Source organism: Stutzerimonas azotifigens (genome assembly GCF_013522725.1).
In the GTDB taxonomy this organism is placed as follows: domain Bacteria; phylum Pseudomonadota; class Gammaproteobacteria; order Pseudomonadales; family Pseudomonadaceae; genus Stutzerimonas; species Stutzerimonas azotifigens_A.
This window is the reverse complement of sequence record NZ_JAAMRF010000014.1, coordinates 14,646-35,513: the sequence shown is the minus strand read 5'-3', so window position 1 is coordinate 35,513 and position 20,868 is coordinate 14,646. Positions and strand designations below refer to the sequence as shown.

Here is a 20,868-nt window from a genome sequence, read left to right as displayed (position 1 = left end):
TTGCTTCCATGAGCGAGCAAAACCAGGGTCTGGCGGCTACGCCCGCAGATTGGCCGAAAGCGCTGTTCTATGTGGCGCTGCTGTTCTCCATCTTTCAGATCATCACCGCGGCCTTCCACCCGTTCTCGTCCCAGGTGCTGCGCGCCGGACACGTGGGGTTCCTGCTGCTGGTGGTCTATCTGAGTTTCCCCGCAGTCGGCAAGGATCGCCCCTGGCAACCGCTGGCCTGGGTGTTGGGTCTGGCCGGCGCGGCGACCGCGCTGTACCAGTGGTATTTCGAAGCCGACCTTATCCAGCGCTCCGGTGACCTGACCACGGCCGATTTCGCCATTGGCGTGATCCTCACCGTGCTGATCTTCGAAGCGGCGCGCCGGGTGATGGGCATCGCCCTGCCGATCATCTGCGGCCTGTTCCTGGCCTACGGGCTGCTCGGCGAATACCTGCCGGGCGATCTGGCCCACCGTGGTTACGGCCTGGACCAGATCATCAATCAACTGGCCTTCGGCACCGAGGGCTTCTACGGTACGCCGACCTACGTCTCGGCCACCTACATCTTCCTGTTCATTTTGTTCGGCGCTTTTCTCGAGCAGGCCGGGATGATCAAGCTGTTCACCGACTTCGCCATGGGCCTGTTCGGCCACAAGATCGGCGGGCCGGCCAAGGTATCGGTGGTCTCCTCGGCGCTGATGGGCACCATCACCGGCTCGGGTGTGGCCAACGTGGTCACCACCGGTCAGTTCACCATCCCGCTGATGAAACGCTTCGGCTACAAGGCAGCCTTCGCCGGGGGCGTCGAGTCCACCGCGAGCATGGGCAGCCAGTTGATGCCTCCGGTGATGGGCGCCGTCGCGTTCATCATGGCAGAGACCATCAACGTACCCTTCATCGAAGTCGCCAAGGCCGCACTGGTACCCGCCCTGCTGTACTTCGGTTCGATCTTCCTGATGGTACACCTCGAAGCCAAGCGCGCTGACCTCAAAGGACTGCCCAAGGACGAGTGCCCGAGCGCCTGGAAAGCGGTAAAAGAACGCTGGTTCCTGCTGATTCCGCTGGGCGTACTAATCTTCCTTCTGTTCTCCGGTCGTACACCGCTGTTCTCCGGCATGGTCGGCCTGGCGCTGACCGCGATCGTGATTCTCGGGTCGGCGGTGATTCTCCGGGTCTCCGCACTGGGCTTGCGCATCGCCTTTTGGGTCGCGCTGGGGATACTGTGCGCGGGCTTCTTCCAGCTCGGAATCGGCGTGATCTTCGGCGTGATCGCGGCGCTGGTGGCGGTCTGCTGGTTTATCAAGGGTGGCCGGGAAACGCTGGTGCTGTGCCTGCACGCCTTGGTCGAAGGCGCTCGCCATGCGGTGCCAGTGGGCATCGCCTGTACCCTGGTCGGCGTGATCATTGGTGTCGTCTCGCTGACCGGCGTGGCCTCGACCTTTGCGGGCTACATTCTTGCTATCGGCCAGGACAACCTGTTCCTCTCGCTGGTCCTGACGATGGTGACCTGCCTGGTGCTGGGTATGGGCATTCCGACCATCCCCAACTACATCATCACCAGCTCGATCGCCGCGCCTGCCCTGCTGGAGCTGGGTGTGCCGCTGATCGTCTCGCACATGTTCGTGTTCTATTTCGGCATCCTCGCGGATCTGACACCACCGGTCGCGCTGGCCTGCTTCGCCGCTGCGCCGATCGCAAAGGAACGCGGACTGAAAATCAGCTTCTGGGCAGTCCGGATTGCGCTGGCCGGTTTCGTCGTGCCATTCATGGCCGTTTATTCCCCCGCACTGATGCTTCAGAGCGACAGCTGGGCCGCGACGCTCTACGTGATCGTCAAAGCGGGCCTGGCTATCTTGCTCTGGGCAATCGCCTCGATCGGCTACTTTCGAGTCAAGCTGACCTGGTGGGAACGCTTGCTGGCGGCGGCAGGCGGTGCGACGCTGATCATGGCGCTACCGGTCACCGATGAAATCGGCTTCGCCCTCGGAGCGCTGGTGCTTGGTGCGCACTACTGGCGCAGCCGTCCAAACAAGGCGGTCACGGCGTGATAGGACTGTGCCTGGGTCTGGCCGGCAGCGTCTGGGCGTCGCTGCCCGTGCCGGAATTCACCCTGGCCTGGAATCACACCATCGAGAAGATCCGCTGGGAAGAAGATTACCGCGTGACGCCGGACGGGCTCCTGCTCGGTGAAGCGCGGGTCAAGGGTTCCGGCGCCGGTATGGAGATCCCGGACGGCGCCGAACTGCGCAATGGCAGCTGGCACTACCAACGCTCGCTACCGCCGTTGCAACCGCTGCGTGTCGGGCGTACGCCCGAAGCCGGCGACTACCAAGTGTGTTTTGACCAGCGCTGTCATTCACTGAGTGAATGGCTGGGCCCGCCACAAGCGGACCGGCCAGCGCTGGAACTCTGGAGCTGCGACGCCTCCGCGGCCGAGCAGCCCTGAGTCCTTGCCGCGTCCGCGGCGCTTCGTTCCACGTGAAACCCCTATGGATGCTGGCTGTGGCCGAAGCACTGCTCAGTGCTGTGCGTCCTGCCATCGGCCCTGGCTGTTTTGCTCACAGGCCGGTTTGAGAAAGCGCGCATCACTATCAACGCCGTAATAGTGGATGTCCTGACGGTAAGCGATATTGGACACCTGGGCGTTTTCGCAGATACCAAAGGCGCCCGCCGGGCATTGCTCGACGAATTCGACCTCCACCTTCTGGTCCGGTATTTGGGGCTGGCAGAACCCGGTACGAAATAGCTCGGCCGGAATGCTGCGATTTTCCTGGCAGAGTTTGACGTCCACCCGCTCGCCCTGGCTGTGGATGATGCAGGCTTCAGCCCAGACCTGGCTGCTCGCCAGCAGCAGGGGTAACAACAATAGACGCATGACAGCTCTCCCCATCGAAACGCGGCGACTCTAGCATGAGCCCTTCGGCAAAGGGCTTCCGGTAACCATGGGAAATGCGCACCATAGCGCCATGCTGAAAAATATCCCTACCCACCTGATCGCCGGCCCTCTCGGCGCAGGCAAGACCAGCCTGATCCGCACGCTGTTGGCACAGAAGCCGAGCGATGAGCGCTGGGCGATACTGATCAACGAGTTCGGCCTGATCGGCCTCGATGCTGCCCTCCTGCATCAGGACGCCGCCGGGGTCAGCCTGACGGAAGTCGCAGGTGGCTGCTTGTGCTGTGTCAATGGCCTGCCCTTCCAAGTCGGCCTCATCCGCCTGTTGCGCGAGGCCCGGCCGGATCGCCTGCTGATCGAACCGTCCGGACTTGGGCACCCACTCGAGCTGCTGCGCCAGTTGCGCGAGGCGCCTTGGCGAGGTGTTCTGGATATCCAACCGGCACTGATGGTGCTCGATGCCCGCGCACTGGCGGCGGGCGATCCGCTACCGATCGAACAGGCGCAGGCCGCCGAAGCAGCCGGGTTACTGGTGTTGAACAAAAGCGCCGCGCTGAGCGAGCGCGAACGCACACTTGTCCTGGAACGCCTGCCAGCGCGCCCGTTTCACTGGAGCGAACAGGGCGCGCTGTTGCTGTCGCAGTTGCCGACCTGCGCAGGAGCGGACAAGGTGGAGGGCGACGGCGAACTGCCTGCCGTACCTGCTGCCCAACCCGGCACACTGTGGACCAGCCCTGACGCGCCGATCTGCCAGGTCCAGGAGCAGCCGGAAGGCTGGAGCATCGGTTGGCGCTGGCATCCCAGCCAGCGTTTCGACCTGTTGCGCCTGCAGCGTTGGCTGCATGAACTCGGCTGGCGACGAGCGAAGCTGGTCATTCACGCCGAACAGGGCTGGTACGCGGCCAATGCGCTCGTCGGCCAGGAGCCGTCCTTCAGCCCCAGCGCCTGGCGTCGTGATTCCCGAATCGAGCTGATCTTCGATAGGCCCCAGCCGAAGGCACAGTTGATGGACGCGCTCGCCGCTTGCCGTCTGGAAGGTTAGCGCGTCTGCTCACTCGCGGCTGCGACGCCATTCATCGAGCTGAATCACCTCGCCGGCGGTTTCTGCCCGAGCCTCGAACGGATGCGCTGCCATTTCAATCGGCCCGGCGCGCATGCCGAACATCATGATGCTGCCTTGGTGGCGCTGATCACCTGTCACGGTGAATTCGAAGTCATAAGTGCGCGCCAGCCGGCGCCGACCGCTGCGGTCGCGCACCAGCGACAGTCGGCGGAACGCGACATTGCCATCGAGCAGCTCGACATCCATCTTCTCGCAATGCCGCCGAACCGCCTGCAGGGCGCGCTCTCGGATGCCATGGGCGTGCCACAGCCAGGCCACGCCGCCGAGCAGCAGCAGAAACAGCGTCAGGTTGCCCAGCGTGAGCATCTCTTGCCCCTCGAAAATCAGTCCCACAGCTTAACCGGTTTAGGCGTCGGTCAATAATCCGCTGGGCGGTCACGGTTGCATTAAGTTGCTATATCTACTAACAATGTAGATATAGCAACTTAAAGGAGACATCAATGTTATCCACCGCCTTGCATCAGAGTGACGTCGAGCTGGCCAGTGAAGAAGGCCGCCGCGATCTGGCGCGGGTGATCGGTGCCCTTTTCGATCGCTGGCAGCTCGATACCGATTTGCAGATGCAGCTGCTCGGCATGAGCCCTAAAAGCCGCAAGCAGTTACCCCGCTATCGCGCCGGCGAGCAGCCGTTGCCCGGCAGTCGCGACGTGCTCGACCGCGCCGGCTACCTGCTGGGCATCCACAAGGGGTTGCGCCTGCTGTTTCCCGAAGACGAGACGCTGCGCTTTACCTGGGTGCACCGTCGCAACGGAGCCTTGGATGGCGCCACGCCCCTTGAAGTCATGGTCCGAGACGGACTGCTGGGCATCGCACGGGTAGCCCGCCTGGTTGATTTCCAGCGGGGTCGTTGATGAGTCTGCTCGATACCACCTGCGATTTTTCGGCATCGGTCTACCGCAACATCGTCTCGCTGCGCGTCTCGGCCAACCTGTTCGACGACCTGATCAGTGACGAGCGCGCCCAGGACATCGCCAATGCGGCGGAGATGCGGGTGAGAATGGTGGGGCCGGGGGTGGTCGAACGAGGTCTGGCCTACAGCGAGGCGATCGGCTATCCCTTCGAAGCCGATCGCAGTGTCGCCAGCCGTTTCGGCGATGGCACCAACCGAGTCTGGTATGGCGCGCTGGATGAAGACACTGCCCTGGCCGAGACCTGCTACCACCAGATCCAGATGCTCCGCCAAATCGAGGGCGTGGATCGAGTCGTGACGCGCTATCGCAAGGTCTGGCAGGTTCAGGCGGCCGGGCTGTTCATGGATCTGCGCGAAAAGCTGACGCTTTGTCCGGCGCTGATCGGGGACGACTATGCGCTGCCGCAGTCCATTGGCAAGCGCCTGGCCCATGAAGGTTTGCCAGGGGTGCTCTATCCGTCGGCGCGCTGGCAGGGAGACTGCCTGGCTACCTTCCGCGCCTCACCGCTGAGCCAGCCGGTACAACTCTACGACCTGACCTACCACATCGACCCGCAGGCCGGCTGCGTCGATATCGAGCGCGAGCCGGGGCGGCTGCTGCGCCGACTCTGCCTGGGCGAACTCAGGCGAGCGGCAACCATCGGCTGAGCCCGCTCAGCTCTCCAGCCAGACGTCACGGGCCCAGTGCCAGACCGAATCCCAGCTTTCGTCGGTCAGTGCCAGTTCGTCGCCATCCCAGAGGGTGACCTGGCCTTCGATGTCGACCACATAGTAGTCACGCCCGTCCTGACAAATCGGCACCAGGTCGCGTGGTACGCCGTCGTCCCAGGCGTTGGCCGCGACTTCCGGCAGATAGGTATGGGACTGGGGATCGGTAGCCGTGACCGGCTCCAGGCGACCGTACACCACGTCGCTGACCTTGAGCAGGAACTCACGCAGCTCGAAGGGCAGGTTGATCAGCAGCTGCTCCTCGATCTCCACCAGCACGTCGTCGTCGGGCAGCTCCAACGGTACCGGAACCGGGTCGTTCAGCTCCCGCAGCTGTTCGATTACTTCTTCCACAATGGTCTCCTCAAGAAAGTCCTGCCAAGCGCAGCGGTTCGCCGTGGCGTTCGACAGCTTCGGCCAGTTTCACCGATCCTCCTATCGCCGTGCTCGTGTGACACGCCGAACGTGCGAATCGGCGGCCCGTACGGTGAAGATATCGGCCAGGTCCGGTTGGGCTGAAGGGGGTTTTGGCTAGCCCAACGCTGCCTGAGCAGTTCAAATAGCATGCTGAGGTACAGCGTCCGAACCATCAAAAACAACTATGACTGACATTTCCGGCGTTGCTGCTGGACCACGGAAAACAGGCATCGGCCAGCGGTTGCCACGTGTCTATGCTGGACGAATTGTTAGTCGCATTCGACTCTTTGCCAGTGCGCTGGAAATTAGCTTGGATGGTGGCTAGACGCAGAGCCTACGTAGTGGGCACGCCTTTTCCCAAGGTCGTGCAATAATAGTTCCCTACGGCAGCGGTAGGACTCTATGACAACCCCTGAACACACCAGCTCCTCCATCTCGGAAGCAGATCGCTATCGGCTGCTGGTCGACGCGGTTATCGACTATGCCATCTACATGCTTGACCCGGCAGGGTTCGTTAGTAGCTGGAATCCCGGTGCCGAGCGTTTCAAGGGCTACCGGCAGGCCGATATCCTGGGGCGACACTTCTCCACGTTCTATGCGGAGGAGGACAAGAATGACGGCCTCCCCCAGCGAGCCTTGGCCATTGCACAAGCGGAGGGCCGCTTCGAGAACGAAGGATGGCGAGTGCGCAAGGACGGAAGCCGTTTTTGGGCCCACGTCATCATCGATCCGATATGGTCTCCCTCTGGGGGCTTGCTAGGTTTCGCCAAGGTCACCCGGGACCTGACCGAACGCAAGCGCGCCGAGGAAGCACTCAGAAAAAGCGAGCAGCAGTTCCGTCTCCTGGTTCAGAGCGTAACTGACTATGCGATCTACATGCTTGACCCAGACGGACTGGTGACCAATTGGAACATGGGCGCACAGCGCATCAAGGGTTACCTTCCAGAGGACATCATCGGCAGTCACTTTTCCAAGTTCTATACCGAAAAGGATCGGATTCAGGGCGAGCCGGACCGCGGCCTTGCCACCGCAGCGCGGGAGGGGCGTTTCGAAAAGGAAGGGTGGCGAGTTCGAAAGGATGGTACCCACTTCTTCGCGCATGTCGTCATTGATGCCATACGCGGCGAGGACGGGGAATTGATCGGGTTTGCCAAGATCACCCGTGACATCACCGCTGCCATGGAATCGCAAAAGGCGCTCGAAAAAACCCGTGAGGCGCTGTTCCAGTCGCAGAAAATGGATGCGCTGGGACAGCTGACCGGTGGCATCGCCCACGACTTCAACAACCTGCTCACGATCATCCTAAGTAGCTTGAGCATCGTCTCGAAGCATGTCAGCGACAATCCGAGACTCTCAGGATTGGTCGATAACGCCATTAAGGGCGCTCAGCGAGGAGCTTCGCTCACCCAGCGCATGCTGGCTTTCGCTCGAAGCCAAGAGCTTAACCTCGAGCGACTCGAGGTGCCCGATGTGATCTCTGGCATGGCCAGCATGGCGCAGCGGACCCTTGGTCCGATGATCCAGATCGAGACCCACTTTCCATTGGGCTTGAAGGGCATCATCGCCGACCTGCACCAGCTCGAGCTGGCCTTGCTCAATCTGATGACCAATGCACGAGATGCGATGCCTGACGGTGGCCGCATCGTTCTGGCCGCCAGGAATGAATACGCGGACGACAGTGACCCCATAACGTTGAAACCTGGACAGTACGTCTGCTTGTCAGTCACGGACACGGGTACGGGCATGGACGAATCCGTGCTCAGCAAGGCGACAGATCCGTTCTTCACGACAAAGGTTGTCGGCAAAGGTACCGGGCTAGGACTGGCGATGGTGCGTGGACTCATCGAGCAGCTAGGCGGAACCGTCGTGATCCGAAGCGTGGTGGGCGAAGGGACCTCTGTCGAACTTTGGATTCCTGTAGCGACGGCAGAAGGAGAACATAACATCGCCGAACCGGCGGCCACCGTAAAGAACGACGCGACCTCTACCCCAACGCTCAGAGTCCTGCTCGTAGATGACGATGCGCTGGTACTGACCAGTTTCTGCGACATGATCGAGGAACTCGGGCACACCGTACTGACAGCCGCCAGCGGCCCCGACGCCCTGGATATACTTTCCCGCGAGCCGGCGTTCGATGTTGTGATAACCGATTACGCCATGCCCCGCATGACGGGGGCGGAGCTGGCCGAGGCCATTCACCTCGAATGGCCCAAGCTTCCGATCATTCTGGCGTCGGGTTACACGCAGGTGCAAATCCCGAGCTATCTGACCAGATTGCCCAAACCCATCGACCAGGCCCAGCTCAAGAAGGCGCTGTCGGAGGCCACGCGGGGCACTGAACGATAGAGGCCTGTCTCGCCGTGCTGCCTGGGTAAGGCAAGCGGACCCCCATTCAATACGCCGCCTCTGGCCGGCAGGTCAACTGACTCTTCCCTACTCCTGACGAACCCTACTCAACCGTCACCGACTTGGCGAGGTTGCGCGGCTGATCCACATCGGTGCCGCGCAGCACCGCCACGTGGTAGGACAGCAGTTGCAGCGGCAGGGTATAGAGGATCGGTGCCAGGGCATCGTGGATGTGCGGCATCTCCACCACATAGGTGCCCTCGCCGGTTTCGATACCCACCTCTCGGTCGGAAAACACGATGAGTTCGCCACCGCGGGCGCGCACTTCCTGCAGATTGGACTTGAGCTTCTCCACCAGCTCGTTGTTTGGTGCCACCGTCACCACTGGCATGTCCGCATCGACCAGGGCCAACGGGCCGTGCTTGAGCTCGCCGGCCGGATACGCCTCGGCGTGGATGTAGGAAATTTCCTTGAGCTTGAGCGCCCCTTCCATCGCCACCGGATACTGCGCGCCGCGGCCCAGGAACAGCGTGTGGTGTTTCTCGGCGAAATGCTCCGAGATCGTCTGCACGCTCGGGTCCATCGCCAGCGCCTCGTCCAGGCGGGTCGGCAAGCGCCGGAGCTCGGCCACAAGCTCGGCCTCGACTCCTTGCGCCAGGGTGCCGCGGCTGCGTCCGAGCGACAGTGTCAGCAGCATCAGCGCCACCAGCTGAGTGGTGAACGCCTTGGTGGAGGCGACGCCGATTTCCGGGCCGGCCTGGGTCAACAGGGTCAGATCCGACTCGCGTACCAGCGAGCTGATGCCCACGTTGCAGATCGCCAGGCTAGCCAGGTAGCGCCCCTCCCCTTCGCTGCGCGCCTTGGCGTTACGCAGGGCCGCCAGGGTATCGGCGGTTTCACCGGACTGGGAAATGGTCACGAACAGCGTATCGGGCTGCACCACCACCCGGCGGTAGCGAAACTCGCTGGCCACCTCGACCTGGCAGGGAATCCCGGCCAGCTCTTCGAGCCAGTAACGCGCGACCATGCCGGCGTGGTAGCTGGTTCCGCAGGCGACGATCTGCACGTTGCGCACCCGGGCGAACAGCTCCCCGGCCTGCGGGCCGAACGCCTCGACCAGCACTTGAGCATCACCCAGGCGACCTTCCAGGGTGCGCTGCACGACGCTGGGCTGCTCGTGGATCTCCTTGAGCATAAAATGCCGGTAGACCCCTTTGTCGGCAGCCTCGGCGCCCTCGTGATACTGCACCGTCTCGCGCTCGACCGGCTGCCCGGCCGTATCCCAGACCTGCACGCTGTCCCGGCGAATCTCGGCGATATCGCCCTCCTCCAAGTACATGAAGCGGTCGGTCACCTGGCGCAGCGCGAGCTGGTCGGAGGCCAGGAAGTTTTCTCCCAGCCCCAGCCCGATTACCAACGGGCTGCCGCTGCGCGCGGCCAGCAGGCGATCCGGCTGGGCGGCGCTGATCACCGACAGCCCGTAGGCACCGTGCAGCTCCTTGACCGCGGCCTTGAGCGCGTCGGTCAGATCGCCTGTCGCTTTGAGCTTGTGGTCCAGCAGATGGACGATCACTTCGGTGTCGGTCTCGGAAGTGAACACGTAGCCCTGGGCCTTGAGCGCCTTGCGCAGGGCCTCATGGTTTTCGATGATGCCGTTGTGCACCACCGCCAGTTCGCTCCCGGAAAAATGCGGGTGTGCGTTGCGTTCGCTCGGCGCGCCATGGGTGGCCCAGCGCGTGTGGGCGATCCCCATCCGGCCGGCCAGTGGCTCCTGCCGCTGGGCCTGCTCCAGCTCGGCCACCTTGCCCAGGCGGCGCAGCCGCTGCAAATGGCCCTCGCCGTCGATGACGGCGAAACCGGCACTGTCGTAACCCCTGTATTCGAGACGCTTGAGGCCTTCGAGAAGGATGGCGATGATATTGCGCTCGGCGATAGCGCCCACGATGCCGCACATAGGTGGCTCTCCTATGAATTGTCGGAGCTGGCGCAAATGACCTTTACGCCCCGCTCCTGGATGGCGACGCGGGCCTGTTCGTCTAGGCGCTCGTCGGTGATGAGGGTATGGATACTGCTCCAGGGCAGCTCCAGGTTCGGAATCTTGCGGCCGATCTTGTCGGCTTCGGCCAGCACGATGATCTCGCGGGCGACTTCAGCCATGACGCGCGACAGACCGAGCAGCTCGTTGAAGGTGGTGGTGCCTCGCTGCAGGTCAATGCCGTCGGCACCGATGAACAACTGATCGAAGTCGTAGCTGCGCAGAACCTGTTCGGCGACCTGCCCCTGGAACGACTCGGAGTGCGGGTCCCAGGTACCGCCGGTCATCAGCAACACCGGCTCGTGTTCCAGGTCGCGCAGCGCGTTGGCGACGTTAAGGGAATTGGTCATGACCACCAGGCCGGGCTTGCGCCCCAGCTCACCGATCATCGCCGCGGTAGTGCTGCCGCTGTCGACGATGATTCGTGCATGCTCGCGAATGCAGCCGACCGCGGCACGGGCGATTGCTACTTTCCACGGCGACAATGGCTGGGCGCTCTCGCCGATCAGCTCCTGGGGAAGCGGCACTGCGCCACCGTAACGGCGTAGCAGCAAGCCGTTCTTCTCCAAGGCCGCGAGGTCCTTGCGGATCGTCACTTCGGACGTCTCGAACCGCTTGGACAAGGCTTCCACGCTCACCTCGCCCTGCTCGGTGAGCAAGGCAAGGATGGCGTGACGGCGCTGCGGTGTGTTGCGTTTGGACATCTAAGTTTCGATTCGAAAGATAACGAAAGCGAATCAAAACATAGTGTCACGCCTATCGCAAGCCAGCCGACAAAAATCTCGGAACATGCCCTCAACTTTGGTGGCAGGCGGCGCTGGAGTACTCAGTCCTTCTTCTGCTTCTGCGGACGGCTCCAGTTTTCGATCAACGCCTGGCGTGCGCGGCCGAGTGCCAGGGTATGGGCCGGAACGTCGCGGGTGATCGTCGAGCCGGCGCCGGTAGTCGCGCCATCCCCGAGGTTCACCGGAGCTACCAGCGCGCTGTTGGAGCCGATAAAGACGTCCTCCCCCAATACGGTGCGCCATTTGTTGGCGCCATCGTAGTTGCAAGTGATGGTGCCAGCGCCGATATTGCTGCGCGCACCAATTTCCGCGTCGCCCAGATAGCTCAGGTGGCCGGCCTTGGCGCCTTCGCCCAGTCGGGCATTCTTCACTTCGACGAAATTGCCGACGTGGGCCCTGGCCTCCAGCACCGCGCCCGGACGCAAGCGTGCAAACGGACCACAATCGGCACCCTCTCCGACCTCGGCGCCTTCCAGATGGCTGTTGGCCTTGATTACCGCGCCCTTGCGCAGCGTGCTGTCGCGGATCACACAGTTGGGGCCAATGCTGACGCCATCCTCGATGACCACACGGCCTTCAAGAATGACGTTGATATCAATGGTCACATCGCGTCCTACCGTGGCCTCGCCGCGCAGATCGAACCGCGCCGGGTCGAGCAGCGTCACTCCCTGACTCATCAATCGCTGAGCCGCGCGTTTCTGGAAATGCCGCTCGAGCTCGGACAGCTGCGCACGATCATTGGCGCCCTGCACTTCCATCGCATCCGTCGGCTGTTCGGTGGCCACCCGCAGCCCATCGGCAACCGCCATGGCGATCACATCGGTCAGGTAGTACTCACCCTGGGCGTTGCTGTTGGACAGCCTCCCCAGCCAGTCGCCCAGGCGCTCGCCCGGTACCGCGAGAATGCCGGTGTTGCCTTCGCGAACCGCGCGCTGTTCGGCCGTCGCGTCCTTGTGCTCGACGATGGCGATCACCTGGCCGTCTGCGTCGCGCAGGATTCGCCCATAGCCGGTAGGGTCGGCCAGCTCGACGGTAAGCAGGGCCAGCTGGTCGGAAGCCACCTGTTGCAACAGTCGCTGCAGGGTCTCCTCTTGGATCAGCGGCACATCGCCGTAAAGAATCAAGACCTGCGAGGCGCTCAGCGACGGCAGCGCCTGAGCGACGGCATGGCCGGTGCCGAGCTGCTCGGCCTGCACCACGAAGTTGAGGTCCGCTGCCTGCAACTGCTCGCGTACTTTCTCGGCGCCATGGCCGATCACCACATGAATGCCCTGTGGATTAAGCTGGCGCGCGGTTTCGATGACATGGCCGAGCATGGACGTGCCGGCGACGGGATGCAGCACCTTCGGCAGTGCCGAACGCATGCGCGTGCCCTGGCCGGCGGCGAGGATGACGATATCGAGGGACATGAACGAAGATCCTGAAGCAGACGTGAAAGCAGCCTAGGCCAGCACCGCCGATTGCTCAACGGTGGGCAAGGGCCTCTGTGGAGAGGAAAAACAAAAAGGGTAGCCGAGGCTACCCTTTTCGTTCAACGCGATGCAGCGGTCCGCTATCAGCCGCGGCCACCGAACTTCTTGCGCATCTGCTGCACGGTACGCAGCTGAGCTGCGGCTTCGGCCAGCTGCGCAGCAGCCGAACCGTAGTCGAACTCGGCGCCCTTCTCGTGCAGCGCCTTCTCGGCCGCCTTGACGGCAGCTTGCGCGGCAACCTCGTCCAGATCCTTGGCGCGTGTCGCGGTATCGGCGAGAACCTTCACCATGTTCGGCTGCACTTCGATGAAGCCGCCGGAGATGTAGAAGACTTCCTCGTCGCCACCCTGCTTGATCACGCGAACCGGACCCGGCTTGAGATCGGTCAGCAGCGCCGCGTGGCCTGGCAGGATACCGATGTCGCCCAGGTGACCGTGGGCAACCACCATTTCCACCAGCCCCGAGAACAGCTCTTCTTCCGCGCTGACGATGTCGCAATGGACTGTCATAGCCATACCTATGCCTCGGTGTGTTCAGACTCTCGCCAGGCTTCCCCGGCGAGATTCTGATCGGCGCCCGTCGCCGGGCGCGCCAGTTACAGTTTCTTGGCCTTCTCGATGGCTTCGTCGATGGTACCGACCATGTAGAACGCCTGCTCCGGCAGATGATCGTAATCACCGTTGAGGATGCCGGCGAAACCACGGATGGTTTCCTTCAGCGAAACGTACTTGCCCGGTGCACCGGTGAAGACCTCGGCCACGAAGAACGGCTGCGACAGGAAGCGCTGGATCTTACGGGCACGCGATACCAGCTGCTTGTCCGCTTCGGACAGCTCGTCCATACCCAGGATGGCGATGATGTCCTTCAGTTCCTTGTAGCGCTGCAGTACGTACTGGACGCCGCGAGCGGTGTCGTAGTGCTCCTGGCCGATGACCAGCGGGTCCAGCTGACGCGAGGTCGAATCGAGCGGGTCGACCGCAGGGTAGATACCCAGCGAGGCGATGTCGCGCGACAGAACGACGGTGGCGTCCAGGTGGGCGAAGGTGGTCGCCGGGGACGGGTCGGTCAGGTCGTCCGCAGGAACGTAGACGGCCTGGATCGAAGTGATCGAACCCTGCTTGGTGGAGGTGATGCGCTCCTGCAGAACGCCCATCTCTTCGGCCAGGGTCGGCTGATAACCCACCGCGGACGGCATACGGCCGAGCAGTGCGGACACTTCGGTACCGGCCAGGGTGTAACGGTAGATGTTGTCGACGAACAGCAGAACGTCGCGGCCTTCGTCACGGAACTTCTCGGCCATGGTCAGGCCGGTCAGCGCGACGCGCAAGCGGTTGCCCGGCGGCTCGTTCATCTGGCCGTATACCAGGGCTACCTTGTCGAGAACGTTGGAGTCCTTCATTTCGTGGTAGAAGTCGTTCCCTTCACGGGTACGCTCGCCCACACCGGCGAACACCGAATAACCGCTGTGCTCGATGGCGATGTTGCGGATCAGCTCCATCATGTTCACGGTCTTGCCGACACCGGCACCACCGAACAGACCGACTTTACCGCCCTTGGCGAACGGGCAAACCAGGTCGATGACCTTGATGCCGGTTTCCAGCAGCTCGTTGCCACCTGCCTGCTCGGCATAGGTCGGCGCCGCGCGGTGGATGCCCCAGCGCTCTTCTTCGCCGATCGGTCCGGCTTCGTCGATGGGGTTGCCCAGGACGTCCATGATTCGACCCAGGGTCGCCTTGCCGACCGGTACGGAGATGGCCGCGCCGGTGTTGCTGACGTCCAGGCCACGCTTGAGGCCTTCGGTCGAACCCATGGCGATCGAACGAACGATGCCGTCGCCCAGCTGCTGCTGTACTTCCAGGGTGGTTTCGGCGCCGATGACTTTCAGCGCGTCATACACGTTCGGTACCTGATCGCGCGGAAATTCCACGTCGATGACGGCGCCGATGATTTGAACGATACGTCCGCTACTCATGTTTGGTTCCTCTGAATATTTGAACCGTTCTTAAACCGCGGCAGCGCCGCCGACGATTTCCGAAATTTCCTGAGTGATCGCAGCCTGACGGGCCTTGTTGTAGACCAGTTGCAGGTCGCCAATCAGCTCACCGGCGTTGTCGGTTGCGTTCTTCATGGCGATCATCCGAGCTGCCTGTTCGGCTGCACCGTTCTCGACCACCGCCTGGTAGACCTGGGACTCGATGTAGCGAACCAGCAGCGCGTCCAGCAGTTGCTGGGCGTCGGGTTCGTACAGGTAATCCCACTGACCTTTGGGTGCGGTCTGATCGTCGCCTGCGGCCAGCGGCAGCAATTGCTCGACGCTCGGCTGCTGGGTCATGGTGTTGATGAACTTGTTCGACACCAGGTACAGACGATCCAGACGGCCTTCATTGAAGGCGTCCAGCATGACCTTCACACTACCGATCAGATCGTTGATCGACGGTTCTTCGCCCAGATGGCTGATCGCTGCGATGACGTTGCCGCCGTAGCTGCGGAAGAAGCTCGCGCCCTTGTTACCGATCACACCGAGGTCGGCCTCGACATTGCTGTCGTGCCATTGCTTCATGTTCTTGATCAGCGCCTTGAACAGGTTGATGTTCAGGCCGCCGCACAGACCACGATCGGTGGACACGACGATATAGCCAACCCGCTTGACCGGGCGCTCCACCATGAACGGGTGGCGGTATTCCGGATTGGTATTGGCCAGATGGCCAATCACCTGCCGGATCCGCTCCGCATAGGGACGGCTGGCAGCCATGCGCAGTTGTGCCTTGCGCATTTTGCTGACCGCCACCTTTTCCATGGCGCTGGTGATCTTCTGCGTGCTTTTGATGCTCGCAATCTTGCTGCGAATCTCTTTTGCGCCTGCCATTTGACACCTATCGCGTTAGCAGGCGGACGCCCGGAGGCGTCCGCTGCGGCTTACCAGCTTTGAGAAGCCTTGAACGACTCGATACCGGCCTTGATGCCTGCGTCGATCTCGTCGTTGAAGTCGCCCTTCTCGTTGATCTTCGCCAGCAGCGCGGCATGCTCGCGCTGGAAGTAGGAGATCAACGCTTGTTCGAAGGCACCAACTTTGGCCACTTCGACGTCGGTGAGGAAACCGCGCTCTGCGGCGTACAGCGACACGGCCATCTCGCCAATCGACATCGGCGCGTACTGCTTCTGCTTCATCAGCTCGGTCACACGCTGACCATGCTCGAGCTGCTTGCGGGTGGCTTCGTCCAGGTCCGAGGCGAACTGGGCGAAGGCCGCCAGTTCACGGTACTGAGCGAGCGCGGTACGGATACCCCCCGACAGCTTCTTGATGATCTTGGTCTGCGCGGCGCCACCAACGCGGGATACCGAAATACCAGCGTTAACCGCCGGACGGATGCCTGCGTTGAACATCGACGACTCGAGGAAGATCTGACCGTCAGTGATCGAAATCACGTTGGTCGGAACGAACGCGGAGACGTCACCGGCCTGGGTTTCGATCAGCGGCAGTGCGGTCAGCGAACCGGTCTTGCCGGTCACGGCGCCGTTGGTGAACTTCTCGACGTACTCTTCGGAAACGCGCGAAGCGCGCTCGAGCAGACGGCTGTGGAGATAGAACACGTCGCCCGGGTAGGCTTCGCGGCCCGGTGGACGGCGCAGCAGCAGGGAAATCTGGCGGTAGGCCACGGCCTGCTTGGAGAGATCGTCATACACGATCAGCGCGTCTTCCCCGCGGTCACGGAAGTACTCGCCCATGGTGCAGCCGGAGTACGGTGCCAGGTACTGCAGTGCAGCGGCTTCCGAGGCGCTGGCGGCGACCACGATGGTGTTCGACAGAGCGCCGTGCTCTTCGAGCTTGCGTACCACGTTGGCGATGGTCGACTGCTTCTGACCGATGGCCACGTAGACGCAGCGGATGCCACTGGTACGCTGGTTGATGATGGCGTCGACAGCCAGGGCGGTCTTGCCGATCTGACGGTCACCAATGATCAGCTCGCGCTGGCCACGGCCGACCGGAATCATCGCATCGACCGACTTGTAACCGGTCTGCACCGGCTGGTCGACCGACTTACGCCAGATCACGCCAGGGGCGACCTTTTCGACCGCGTCAGTAGCGGACGCATTGATCGGACCCTTGCCATCGATCGGGTTGCCCAGAGCGTCGACCACGCGGCCGAGCAGTTCCGGACCTACTGGAACTTCCAGTACGCGGCCGGTGCACTTGGCGCTCATACCTTCGGTCAGGCCCAGGTAGCTGCCCAGCACCACGGCACCGACGGAGTCCTGCTCCAGGTTCAGCGCCATACCGTAGATGCCGCCGGGGAATTCGATCATCTCGCCGTACATCACATCGGCCAGGCCGTAGATGCGCACGATGCCGTCGGAAACGCTGACGACGGTGCCTTCGTTACGGGCTTGGGCAGCGACATCGGACTTCTCGATGCGCTGCTTGATGATTTCACTTATCTCAGAAGGATTCAGTTGCTGCATGCCATGACCCTCAAATCAGGATTTCAACGATTCGGCCAACTGGCTCAGTTTGCCGCGGACCGAACCATCGACAACCACATCACCGGCGCGGATAACGACGCCGCCGATCAGCGCAGGGTTCACGACCTGCTGGGGGTTGACGGTACGATCTAGCCGCTTCGACAGGGCGGCAGCCAAAGTTTGGAGTTGTGTGGTGCTCAGCTCGTAAGCAGTCTGCACCTCGACGTCGAGTGTCTTTTCGGCTTGCGCTTTGAGGTCCTCGAAAAGCTCGCGGATCGTCGGCAGCACCGCAAGGCGATCATGCTCGCCCAGGGTGGCGACGAAGTTGCGAAACGCTTCATCAATGTCGTTACCGAACAGCTGGATAACCGCCTTGACCTTGCTTTCGCTGGTCAGGCGCGGATTCTTCAGCAGTTCGGCGACTTCGGGGACTTCAACAGCGACAGCAGCCAGGTTCAACATGCCGGACCAAGCCTCGGTCTGGCCTGCTGCGCTGGCATGCTCGAAAGCGGCCTTGGCGTAAGGCCGGGCAAGCGTCTGGTTATTGATCATCGCTTGCCTCGCTTAGAGTTGGGAGGCCAGTTTTTCGACCAGGTCGTTATGAACCTTGGCGTCCACCTGGGACTCCAGGATCTTCTCGGCGCCCAGTACGGCGAGAGCCGCGACCTGGTTGCGCAGTTGATCCTTGGCGCGATTCACTTCCTGCTCGATCTCGGCGCGGGCACCGGCGACCAGTCGCTCGCCTTCGGCGCGCGCCTGCTGCTTGGCTTCCTCAACGATGGCGTTGGCTTGCTTGTTGGCCTGCTCGAGGATCTGGGTAGCCTGGTCACGGGTCTCGCGAAGGGTATGGGATGCCTTCTCTTGAGCCAGTTTCAGGTCTTGTTGCGCACGGCCTGCGGCATCCAGACCTTCGGCGATTTTCTTCTGGCGTTCCTGCATGGCCTTGGTGATCGGCGGCCATACGAACTTCATGCAAAACCAGACGAAAATAGCGAAGGCGAACGTCTGACCGAACAGCGTCAAGTTAATGTTCACAGCGATTTACCTCGTGCTATCTCGTTCGACGCGTTTGTCATTCCTTGGCGGCAGGGCCCGTCAGCCGGACCCCGCCTGAAACCGGGAAAGGGCTTAGCCAGCGACAACGAAGATGAGGTACATCGCGATACCCACGCCGATCATCGGTACGGCGTCGAGCAGACCGGCCATCAGGAAGGTCTTGGTTTGCAGCTGGGGAGCCAGCTCGGGTTGACGAGCGGTGGATTCCAGCAGTTTGCCACCCAGCAGAGCGAAGCCGATACCGGTGCCCAGGGCACCCAGACCGATCATGATGGAGGCGGCGATGTAGACGAGTTCCATGTAAAGCTCCTGAATCAAAGGTTAAGGTTTTTTCTATGTGGGGTGATTAACGTGTTGTTGAACCGGTCATCCGTTACGGCGTGAGTTCGGCGTGACTGTGGTCTTCGTGTGCCGAGCTCAGATACACCACGGTCAGTACCATGAAAATGAACGCCTGCAGCGGAATCACCAAAATATGGAAGATCGCCCAGGGTACATTCAACGTCCACTGCACGTAGAACGGCAGCAGCGCGATGAGGATGAATACCACCTCACCGGCGTACATGTTGCCGAACAGACGCAGAGCGAGGCTCAGCGGCTTGGTCAGCAGACCGAGGATTTCGAGGAACAGGTTGAACGGAATCAGCGACCAGTGGTTGAACGGGGTGAACGCCAGTTCCTTGGTGAAACCGCCAAAACCCTTGACCTTGAAGCTGTAGAACAGAATCAGAACGAATACGCCCAGCGACAGACCGAAGGTACCGTTCGGGTCGGCGGTCGGAACGATCTTGAAGTAGGGCAGCCCCAGCGCATGGGCCAGGCCCGGAATGTAGTCGACCGGAATCCACTTCAGGCTGTTCATCAGGAACACCCAGACGAAGATGGTCAGGGCCAGCGGCGCGATGACCGGGTTACGGCCGTGGAAGGTGTCTTTGACTACGCCTTCGACGAACTCGACGCACATCTCCACCAAGTTCTGCAGGCGACCCGGTACACCTGCGGTGGCGCCCTTGGCCGCGAGGCTGAACAGGCCGATGAAGATCAGACCCATGAAGGCCGACCAGCCCAGGGTGTCCAGATGCAATGCCATGAAGCCCATGTCGCGCGCTTCGACGGCGGTCTGGGCAATGGTCCAGGTGGACTGGTCGAGTACGGTGTTGTCTGCGCGAACGTAGCCCTCGGGCAGCTTACCGAAGGTCAGATTCTGCAGGTGATGCTGGATGTATTCAGCTGGACTACTCGCCATAAACGCCTCAGTGCTCAATGCTTCGGATTGTTTTTCATCAGCAGGAGCGCACTCGCCCCGGTGCCTAGTACCAGCAGATAGCCGGCGAACAAGGCAATCGGCTCAAGCGGTTTCACCCCCACGAACACCAGCGCAAAAAGCGCTGCTGCCAGAATCTGCTTGCCCATCTCACCCGACCAGAAGGACTGGATGATGGCCCTGGTTGAACGCGCGCCAAAAAAGCGAAAGGCCTTGTGGGCGAAATAGAGGTTTGCCAGCAGGGCGATGAGCCCTCCGAGTAACCCCGAATAGCCTGCGGTAATACCAAAGAAAACACCGCACAGTACCGCCGAGACAACCACCACCAGCGCCTGGATACGCAGCACGCGAAAAACCGGTAGGCGATGGATCGGAGTTCGATTACGTATGTTCACTCGCGACCCGTTTTGCCCATGCGTCTGCATCAACGCAATAGTTGCTCGCTATCAAAAAAGCGCGGCGAGTATAGGAGCGCACCCGGTGCGGTTCAACCGTCGGGGAGCTGTTTCCGACCGCAGCTACAAAACATTTTGTTTCAACGAATGTGTGCAAGCACACCCTGCAGCTCATCCAGGGAATTGTAACGGATAACCAGCTGCCCCTTGCCCTTCTGACCATGCTTGATCTGCACCGGAGAGCCTAGACGCTCTGCCAGCCGCTGCTCGAGCCGAGTGATATCCGGATCGCTTTTCGGCTCTGCCTTGGGCTTTTCCTTGCTGTTGAGCCACTGCCTGACGAGCGCCTCGGTCTGCCTAACCGTGAGCCCTCGTGCGACAACATGCCGCGCGCCTTCGACCTGCTGGTCGGCCGGCAAACCGAGCAACGCGCGGGCATGCCCCATCTCCAGATCACCATGCGACAACAGGATCTTGATCTCCTCGGGTAGAGCAATCAGGCGCAGCAGATTGCTCACGGTAACCCGCGATTTGCCCACCGCATCGGCGACCTGCTGCTGGGTAAGCTGAAATTCCTGCTGCAGACGCTGCAGGGCGATGGCTTCCTCGACCGGATTAAGGTCCTCGCGCTGAATGTTCTCGATCAGCGCCATGGCGATCGCGGCTTCGTCCGGTACCTCGCGGACCATCGCCGGGATCTTTTCCAGACCCGCCAGCTGGCTGGCCCTCCAGCGTCGTTCGCCTGCGATGATCTCGAAGCGGTCGCCACCGATCGAGCGCACCACGATTGGCTGCATGACACCCTGGGCCTTGATCGATTGCGCCAGTTCCTCCAATGCGCCCGGGTCCATGTCGCGGCGGGGCTGATACTTGCCCCGCTGGATCAGATCCAGCGGTAGGTGCTGCAGCTCGCGGCTATCGGCCTGCACCGCCTCTTCCTGCAGGGCGGTGACGGTGGCGCCGCCGAGCAGCGCATCCAGACCGCGTCCGAGGCCACGTTTTTTGGTCGCCATAG

At 61.8% G+C, this 20,868-nt stretch carries 22 protein-coding genes; 6 read left to right on the top strand and 16 right to left on the bottom strand.

Features of this window, described 5'->3' with window-relative positions; genetic code table 11:
- The first annotated feature begins 8 nt into the window (after positions 1-8).
- Complete coding sequence (locus G7026_RS21625) at positions 9-2,036, top strand: TRAP transporter permease (RefSeq protein WP_181073126.1); 2,028 nt, start codon at positions 9-11, stop codon at positions 2,034-2,036.
- Positions 2,033-2,434 (top strand): DUF1850 domain-containing protein, encoded by a 402-nt coding sequence (locus G7026_RS21620; protein WP_181073125.1) that lies wholly within the window; start codon positions 2,033-2,035, stop codon positions 2,432-2,434. Before G7026_RS21625 ends, G7026_RS21620 begins: the two co-directional genes overlap by 4 nt.
- 72 nt (positions 2,435-2,506) lie before the next feature.
- Here the strand turns inward: G7026_RS21620 and G7026_RS21615 are convergent, their stop codons facing one another.
- Positions 2,507-2,863 carry an NADH:ubiquinone oxidoreductase gene (locus G7026_RS21615; RefSeq protein ID WP_181073124.1) on the bottom strand — a complete coding sequence of 119 codons (357 nt, stop codon included), beginning with the start codon at positions 2,861-2,863 and terminating at the stop codon, positions 2,507-2,509.
- 91 nt (positions 2,864-2,954) lie between these two features.
- On the opposite strand from G7026_RS21615, the gene G7026_RS21610 reads away from it, so the two are divergent.
- A complete protein-coding gene (locus tag G7026_RS21610; RefSeq protein ID WP_181073123.1) occupies positions 2,955-3,923 on the top strand; it encodes a CobW family GTP-binding protein in 969 nt (322 codons plus the stop codon).
- A 9-nt stretch (positions 3,924-3,932) separates the two neighbouring features.
- On the opposite strand, the gene G7026_RS21605 is transcribed toward G7026_RS21610, so the two are convergent.
- Positions 3,933-4,310, bottom strand: coding sequence for a DUF3301 domain-containing protein (locus G7026_RS21605; protein ID WP_181073147.1), 378 nt, complete (start codon positions 4,308-4,310; stop codon positions 3,933-3,935).
- Between the two features lie 134 nt (positions 4,311-4,444).
- Between G7026_RS21605 and G7026_RS21600 the strand changes: the two genes are divergently transcribed.
- Positions 4,445-4,855, top strand: a complete 411-nt coding sequence (locus tag G7026_RS21600) for an antitoxin Xre/MbcA/ParS toxin-binding domain-containing protein (protein ID WP_181073122.1) — start codon at positions 4,445-4,447, stop codon at positions 4,853-4,855.
- The gene (locus G7026_RS21595) at positions 4,855-5,562 is read left to right on the top strand and encodes an RES family NAD+ phosphorylase (protein WP_181073121.1); all 708 of its coding nucleotides are present in this window, start codon (positions 4,855-4,857) and stop codon (positions 5,560-5,562) included. Before G7026_RS21600 ends, G7026_RS21595 begins: the two co-directional genes overlap by 1 nt.
- Positions 5,563-5,568: 6 nt before the next feature.
- Here the strand turns inward: G7026_RS21595 and G7026_RS21590 are convergent, their stop codons facing one another.
- Positions 5,569-5,976 (bottom strand): SMI1/KNR4 family protein, encoded by a 408-nt coding sequence (locus G7026_RS21590; protein WP_181073120.1) that lies wholly within the window; start codon positions 5,974-5,976, stop codon positions 5,569-5,571.
- Positions 5,977-6,441: 465 nt separating this feature from the next.
- On the opposite strand from G7026_RS21590, the gene G7026_RS21585 reads away from it, so the two are divergent.
- Positions 6,442-8,385, top strand: a complete 1,944-nt coding sequence (locus tag G7026_RS21585) for a hybrid sensor histidine kinase/response regulator (protein ID WP_181073119.1) — start codon at positions 6,442-6,444, stop codon at positions 8,383-8,385.
- A gap of 103 nt (positions 8,386-8,488) precedes the next feature.
- Here G7026_RS21585 and glmS read toward each other — a convergent pair whose 3' ends face one another.
- The 13 genes from glmS to G7026_RS21520 form a co-directional block, all read right to left on the bottom strand.
- Positions 8,489-10,339 (bottom strand): glutamine--fructose-6-phosphate transaminase (isomerizing), encoded by a 1,851-nt coding sequence (gene glmS, locus G7026_RS21580; protein ID WP_181073118.1) that lies wholly within the window; start codon positions 10,337-10,339, stop codon positions 8,489-8,491.
- Positions 10,340-10,350: 11 nt separating this feature from the next.
- Positions 10,351-11,124, bottom strand: coding sequence for a DeoR/GlpR family DNA-binding transcription regulator (locus tag G7026_RS21575; RefSeq protein ID WP_181073117.1), 774 nt, complete (start codon positions 11,122-11,124; stop codon positions 10,351-10,353).
- Positions 11,125-11,246: 122 nt separating this feature from the next.
- Complete coding sequence (gene glmU, locus G7026_RS21570) at positions 11,247-12,614, bottom strand: bifunctional UDP-N-acetylglucosamine diphosphorylase/glucosamine-1-phosphate N-acetyltransferase GlmU (protein WP_181073116.1); 1,368 nt, start codon at positions 12,612-12,614, stop codon at positions 11,247-11,249.
- Between the two features lie 146 nt (positions 12,615-12,760).
- A complete protein-coding gene (locus G7026_RS21565) occupies positions 12,761-13,192 on the bottom strand; it encodes a F0F1 ATP synthase subunit epsilon (RefSeq protein ID WP_181073115.1) in 432 nt (143 codons plus the stop codon).
- Between the two features lie 80 nt (positions 13,193-13,272).
- Positions 13,273-14,649 carry a F0F1 ATP synthase subunit beta gene (gene atpD / locus G7026_RS21560; protein ID WP_181073114.1) on the bottom strand — a complete coding sequence of 459 codons (1,377 nt, stop codon included), beginning with the start codon at positions 14,647-14,649 and terminating at the stop codon, positions 13,273-13,275.
- Between the two features lie 30 nt (positions 14,650-14,679).
- Positions 14,680-15,543, bottom strand: a complete 864-nt coding sequence (gene atpG / locus G7026_RS21555) for a F0F1 ATP synthase subunit gamma (protein WP_181073113.1) — start codon at positions 15,541-15,543, stop codon at positions 14,680-14,682.
- A gap of 50 nt (positions 15,544-15,593) precedes the next feature.
- Positions 15,594-17,138, bottom strand: coding sequence for a F0F1 ATP synthase subunit alpha (gene atpA / locus G7026_RS21550; RefSeq protein ID WP_181073112.1), 1,545 nt, complete (start codon positions 17,136-17,138; stop codon positions 15,594-15,596).
- 15 nt (positions 17,139-17,153) lie between these two features.
- On the bottom strand, positions 17,154-17,690 hold the full coding sequence (locus G7026_RS21545; protein WP_181073111.1) for a F0F1 ATP synthase subunit delta: 537 nt from the start codon (positions 17,688-17,690) through the stop codon (positions 17,154-17,156).
- A gap of 12 nt (positions 17,691-17,702) precedes the next feature.
- The gene (locus G7026_RS21540) at positions 17,703-18,173 is read right to left on the bottom strand and encodes a F0F1 ATP synthase subunit B (RefSeq protein ID WP_181073110.1); all 471 of its coding nucleotides are present in this window, start codon (positions 18,171-18,173) and stop codon (positions 17,703-17,705) included.
- Positions 18,174-18,266: 93 nt separating this feature from the next.
- Positions 18,267-18,494 carry a F0F1 ATP synthase subunit C gene (gene atpE / locus G7026_RS21535; protein ID WP_003290909.1) on the bottom strand — a complete coding sequence of 76 codons (228 nt, stop codon included), beginning with the start codon at positions 18,492-18,494 and terminating at the stop codon, positions 18,267-18,269.
- Positions 18,495-18,567: 73 nt separating this feature from the next.
- Positions 18,568-19,440, bottom strand: a complete 873-nt coding sequence (gene atpB / locus G7026_RS21530; protein WP_181073109.1) for a F0F1 ATP synthase subunit A — start codon at positions 19,438-19,440, stop codon at positions 18,568-18,570.
- Positions 19,441-19,454: 14 nt separating this feature from the next.
- The gene (locus G7026_RS21525) at positions 19,455-19,853 is read right to left on the bottom strand and encodes a F0F1 ATP synthase subunit I (protein WP_308811825.1); all 399 of its coding nucleotides are present in this window, start codon (positions 19,851-19,853) and stop codon (positions 19,455-19,457) included.
- Positions 19,854-19,993: 140 nt separating this feature from the next.
- Positions 19,994-20,866: a ParB/RepB/Spo0J family partition protein gene (locus tag G7026_RS21520; protein ID WP_181073108.1), complete on the bottom strand. Its 873-nt coding sequence runs from the start codon at positions 20,864-20,866 to the stop codon at positions 19,994-19,996.
- Positions 20,867-20,868 lie beyond the last annotated feature (2 nt).